This window comes from Fructilactobacillus florum 8D (genome assembly GCF_000512295.1).
GTDB lineage: Bacteria > Bacillota > Bacilli > Lactobacillales > Lactobacillaceae > Fructilactobacillus > Fructilactobacillus florum.
Genome location: NZ_ALXG01000020.1, coordinates 1 through 5,258 on the forward strand (window position 1 = coordinate 1; position 5,258 = coordinate 5,258).

6 protein-coding genes are annotated in these 5,258 nt (G+C 37.7%); 4 read left to right on the plus strand and 2 right to left on the minus strand.

The window, feature by feature from the left end; translation table 11 throughout:
- The first annotated feature begins 864 nt into the window (after nucleotides 1-864).
- Complete coding sequence (locus B808_RS02315; protein WP_035421688.1) at nucleotides 865-1,365, plus strand: phenolic acid decarboxylase; 501 nt, start codon at nucleotides 865-867, stop codon at nucleotides 1,363-1,365.
- 51 nt (nucleotides 1,366-1,416) lie between these two features.
- Here the strand turns inward: B808_RS02315 and B808_RS02320 are convergent, their stop codons facing one another.
- Nucleotides 1,417-1,614, minus strand: coding sequence for a hypothetical protein (locus tag B808_RS02320; protein ID WP_009167118.1), 198 nt, complete (start codon nucleotides 1,612-1,614; stop codon nucleotides 1,417-1,419).
- A gap of 173 nt (nucleotides 1,615-1,787) precedes the next feature.
- Here B808_RS02320 and B808_RS02325 point away from each other — a divergent pair, with 173 nt between their 5' ends.
- A complete protein-coding gene (locus tag B808_RS02325) occupies nucleotides 1,788-2,630 on the plus strand; it encodes a glycosyltransferase family 8 protein (RefSeq protein WP_009167117.1) in 843 nt (280 codons plus the stop codon).
- A gap of 40 nt (nucleotides 2,631-2,670) precedes the next feature.
- Here the strand turns inward: B808_RS02325 and B808_RS02330 are convergent, their stop codons facing one another.
- Complete coding sequence (locus B808_RS02330; protein WP_009167116.1) at nucleotides 2,671-3,318, minus strand: helix-turn-helix domain-containing protein; 648 nt, start codon at nucleotides 3,316-3,318, stop codon at nucleotides 2,671-2,673.
- A gap of 139 nt (nucleotides 3,319-3,457) precedes the next feature.
- Here B808_RS02330 and B808_RS02335 point away from each other — a divergent pair, with 139 nt between their 5' ends.
- Both B808_RS02335 and B808_RS02340 read left to right on the plus strand, forming a co-directional pair.
- A complete protein-coding gene (locus B808_RS02335) occupies nucleotides 3,458-3,676 on the plus strand; it encodes a helix-turn-helix domain-containing protein (protein WP_009167115.1) in 219 nt (72 codons plus the stop codon).
- A 139-nt stretch (nucleotides 3,677-3,815) separates the two neighbouring features.
- Entirely contained in the window at nucleotides 3,816-5,117 is a 1,302-nt protein-coding gene (locus B808_RS02340) for a 2-hydroxycarboxylate transporter family protein (RefSeq protein WP_009167114.1), read from the plus strand.
- Nucleotides 5,118-5,258 lie beyond the last annotated feature (141 nt).

A 5,258-nucleotide genomic window follows, 5' to 3' on the forward strand; every position in this document is an offset into this window, starting at 1 on the left:
AATTAAATGTGTACGAATTGTGTACGCAAACAAAAAGAGGATCTAATTAATTTTAGATTCTCTTTTTTTATCTGAGCCAACTTTATTTAATGCGAGTTTAGTCTCGTCATTAGACCGTTGACGGTATTCGTCAATTAAATATGAATAAACTTTAGTAGTGGTCCCAATATCTTAGTGCCCTAACCGCTTTCTGATAATATACAAGTCTACGTTTTGAGATAGTAAATAAGCTTACGTGTGTGCCTTAAAGAGTGGAAGCCACTACGGTTTATTCCAAGCTCTTTAAAGCATGCTTTTAACGTCTTATTGATGGTACTGGAAGTAGTAATGGTGTCAAAGTTTAAATTAATGTCTGACCATTTCAATTCTTGAGTTTTTTCTAATCAAATATCCGTGTACATCACAAAACCAGTTTCGCTTTTCTTCTCATAAACAGCATCTTGAACGCAGGAATGGATTAATCTAACTGCCTATGACTTTGAGTGATTTTTTCCTGTGTCATTCGTAGTGATACTGCCACCGATTAAAGTAAACTGACGTTGAACCGACTATTCAGAACACGGTGATAGGCACCCACATTTCAACTGCAAGAATTATGATTTTATTCATAGAACTAACCTTAACTTGTTCTAAACTAGTAGGACTAGTAATAATTAATATAATAATAGTCAATGATGGTATCAAAAGTTAACTAAAAACCCAAAATGCTTATAAAATAATTTTTTTATTACTATGAGCAAATAAAGGAGATGAGCAAAACGTTATAGTGATGGCTGGATTGAATCGATTGTAGTCGCGCCCTAAATTTAACCTAGCTACAGTTCCACACTAGAAGTGGTAAATTATTACTAGGAGGCTGATATTATGGAATTTAAAACGTTAACTGACTTTTTGGGAATGCAATTGATCTATCAGTACGATAATGGCTGGGAGTATGAAATTTACATAAAGAATGATCATACGATCGATTATCGAATTCACAGCGGCATTGTGGCTGGACGCTGGGTTAAGGATCAATCAGTGACGATTTCTTTATTATTACCGGGTGTTTATAAAGTAGCTTGGACGGAACCTACGGGAACTGATGTTTCATTAGATTTTATGTTAAATGAAAAGAAAACCAATGGGATTATCTTTTTCCCAAAGTGGGTTAATGACGATCCTAAGCGAACGATTGGATATCAAAACGAACAGCTTCCGCTAATGAAACAATATTGCCTGGCTGGACCAACTTATCCCAAGGTAGTCGTTTCAGAATTTTCCACCATCAAATTTATGCGTCAACGGGGAACTGACAGCGAAACGGTAATTAATCAGGATCCTAGAACCGGTTTGATTGCAGACATCATGCTTGGAAAGGCATAACAAAAGCCACTCTGATTTAATCAGGGTGGTTTTTATTACAGAATAATTTAATCATTTAAACAAATCCCAAAACGAGAAGGTTGTTTTTTGGTAGGCCTTGTTATAAAGTTTTTTCTTCGGATGGAGCCAACCAGTTCCGCGTTTTCCATAATAAGGATTTAAGGTCCGTTTGATTCGACGAGTTAATTGACCCTTAGTGCGTGCGCTGATCGATTTTTTTAGACTTGGTTTCCGCATCCCCATTTTCATATAATCACCTCTTAAAGACGATTATACTACTGTCAATCAGATAGCTTGTAATTAGAAGGTTTAGTAAAGCACCATAATATGATGATATTGATTCTTAATAATGTGCTAAGATAGATGATATAAAATAGAATGATGATGTGAGTCTCTTGTGAATTTTGAGAAGGGTGACAATCATGTTAAACATTGCTTCTGTAATTGATGATAAAATGGCACTTCCGTTGATGACCGAATATTTTTCGATCTTGGAAAATAATCCAGATGTTCCGATTACCTTTAACGTTGTCAATGACAATCTAAAAAAAGAACATCAAAAAACTTTGAGGGCATTGCCACGGATATTTGATAATTGTGTTGCGGTAAATTTTTTGCGCCCCACACCGGCTAATTATATTCATGCAAATACTTCTTCTCCAGATAGTAACATTAAGCGTAATGCCTATTATCGAATTGATATTCCAGAAGAGTTAGCAGTTGATCGAATTATTTACCTCGATGCGGATTTGATTTGTGAACGCTCACTTGAAGCACTGGAATCAATTTCGCTAGGGCAGCATCCGATCGGTGCAGTTGAAGATCAGGGGTATGTTCATCGTTTGCAAGAAATGGGCATTTCCAATCTTCCGGGAGCCTATTTTAATTCTGGAGTACTGGTAATCGACGTCGCTCGTTGGAATAAATTGCGAATTTCAGAACGAACGAGAAGCTTGGCTAACTTACAACCGGAAATGTTGAAGTATCAGGATCAAGATGCTTTGAATGCAGTTTTGAAGGGTGATTGGCAACATTTGGATCCCTGCTATAATGTGCAAACCCCGCTAATAACAGCTAAAGTTAGTCACAACCCAATTGAAAAACGACAACTGGCTGAAAATCAAGCCCTGCAAAGTCCGACTTTAATTCATTTTAATCGTTTTGACAAACCTTGGATTATCCGAAACGATCATCTTCATCCATGGCGTGCTGCTTATTATTACTATCATGAACGGATGATTAATAAATTAGCTGCGGCGATATAGCATAATAAAAGAACGCCCATTAAAGCGTTCTTTTATTATGCTATAGGTTAAATTGGACTTGGATGGCGCGACCAATAATTTTACCGGGATTATCTTGGTTAAGAATAATTGGTTGGTAGGTTGGTGCGGGGTTATCAGGTACCAGAATAACCTGGTCACCTTGATATTGAACACGTTTCAGGGTTGTTTCGTTATCATTAAGCAACACAGCCGCAATCTGACCGTTTTCAACGGCCGGTTGTTGGTGAATTAAGACATAGGCTCCATCTGGAATCTTTGGTTCCATTGAAGCTCCACGACATTTTAAATAAAAATTTGTGCCATTGGGGAGACTCTCCGACCGCGTCGGTAAGTAGCTATCGATGTTTTCATTGGCGATAATAGGACTACCACAGGCAATCTCACCAATGATGGGGACATCAATTAGCGTTGAATGAACGGTGCCAGTTACATCGGTAATTGTATTAGTTAGTCCAGCCAGCTTGAAAATTGTTTGTTTAGGAACTCGTAATCCATGTGCTAGTTTTTCAAGTGTAATCGGTTTTGGGATATTCACCAAACCATTTTCGATTTGGGAAAGATACGAGTTTGACATCTGCGCCTGCAGCGCCGTTTGCCGGACTGAAAATTTCTTATCTTCGCGAATTCGTTTGATTTCTCGACCAAAATAATCGGCTTGTTTCATCATGATTTACCAACCCTTCTGTTTGATTAGTATAACAACACTGCAATGTAATTGTTATAAAAAACGAAGCAAGCTAATAAAAGTGGTTGAAAAACTAAAACATTATGCTATAGTAATTATTATAGAGAAGGGGGCTATAATCGTGATTAGGTTAAAATTGAAGGATCCAAAGCAGACCAGTAGGCAATTGTCGTTGTTAGGGTATTCTGTCAATGGTTTTGCCCGCGCGATTAATTCTAATCCTGGCTACATTGGCAAAGTTTTGGCAGGGAAGCGGCATCCGTATCCACCACTAGCCAAAAAGATTGCATTGGGTTTAGGAGTTGAGATTAAAGATATTTTTTTGGTTGATGATGCTTAAAAAACAGAAACTGAGTGTCTGATCTCATCAACCAGTAAACCAGCTGCTCTAAATAGATTGCTACAAAAGTAATTGAAATATGTGAATAATATCATATACTTAAGCATGTGATGAAATTACAAAGGAGTTGCAATTAATTATGGATAGAGAAAGCAGTGGTTCAAAAAAGCTGTTAGCAAAGCTCGCTGATTTTAAGATTGATGGGGTTGGGTTAGGTATCTATGTCATCTTAGCGATTATTATGGTTGTCACGATTGCGCTAAAGATTTTACCTAATGATATTTTTGGTGCACTATTCGTCATGATTATTATGGGGAATATCTTTTATTGGCTTGGTGCTAACCTACCAATTTTTAAGACTTATCTTGGCGGGGGAGCAGTGTTTGCATTGTTTGCACCAGCGCTCCTGAGCATTGCTGGGATTATTCCAGCTAGCGTTACTAAGACTGTTGATAGTTTTATTACTAGTACGGGATTTGTTGATTTCTTCATTATTTCACTAATCGTAGGAGCAATTTTGGGGATGAATCGTACCATGTTACTGAAAGCATCGGTTCGCTTCCTTCCGGTGGTCTTTATTTCGATGGCAGTGACATTTGTAGTGATTGGATTGGTTTCAACTTTGATCGGTAAAGGATTTAAATACGGATCCTTGTATGTGGCATTCCCAATTATGGGTGGTGGTATTGGTGCCGGAGCAATTCCACTTTCAAAAATTTATCACCAAGGTTTAGGTGGGTCAACTGATTATCTGTCACTGATTTTGCCGGCCGTGATTTTAGGAAATGTTTTTTCCATTATTGCTGCTGGACTGATTAGTAAATTATTTGCCAATAGTCCATTAAATGGTCACGGTAAAATGATGCCAGGTAACTATGATAGTTCAGCCAAGAAAGATCTTAAAATTACTTACCAAAAGATGGGTGTAGGTCTTTTGTTAGCAGCAGCCTTTTTCCTAGTTGGGCTTATCTTGAATCATTTTGTTCCATTTATTAACGAGTATGCGTTCATTATTTTACTGGTGATTATTTTCAAGGCCACTGGCTGGATTCCAAAATACTACGAAGAATCAGCAGTAACTTTTAGTAATTCGATTACTAAAAACCTAACTCACGCACTGCTGGCGGGAGTTGGATTGACAAAGTTGGATTTACCAGTCTTAAGTCATTCATTGACCTGGCAATTTGTCTTGTTGGTTTTTGTCAGCGTAGTTGTGATTGGATTGGTTGCCGGATTTGTAGGCAAATTATTTGGGCTTTACCCGGTGGAGTCAGCAATTACAGCTGGTCTAGTTGATAACTCGATGGGTGGCGCTGGAAATATTTCTGTGTTAGCAGCTTCCAATCGGATGGACTTGATTGGATTTGCCCAGATGGGTAACCGATTAGGTGGAGCCATCATGTTAGTGTTGGCCGGCTTGTTTATTTCCATTTTTGGTTAATTAGGTAACAATAAAAATTGAATTTATATCAAAATCAGTTGATCCGATTGGTAAAGTTTTCGCCAATCGGTTCGGCTGATTTTTTCTTTAGTTTAGTAGGGTTAAATTTCAAAATATGTCGGTTCGATTGCAAAATTACAA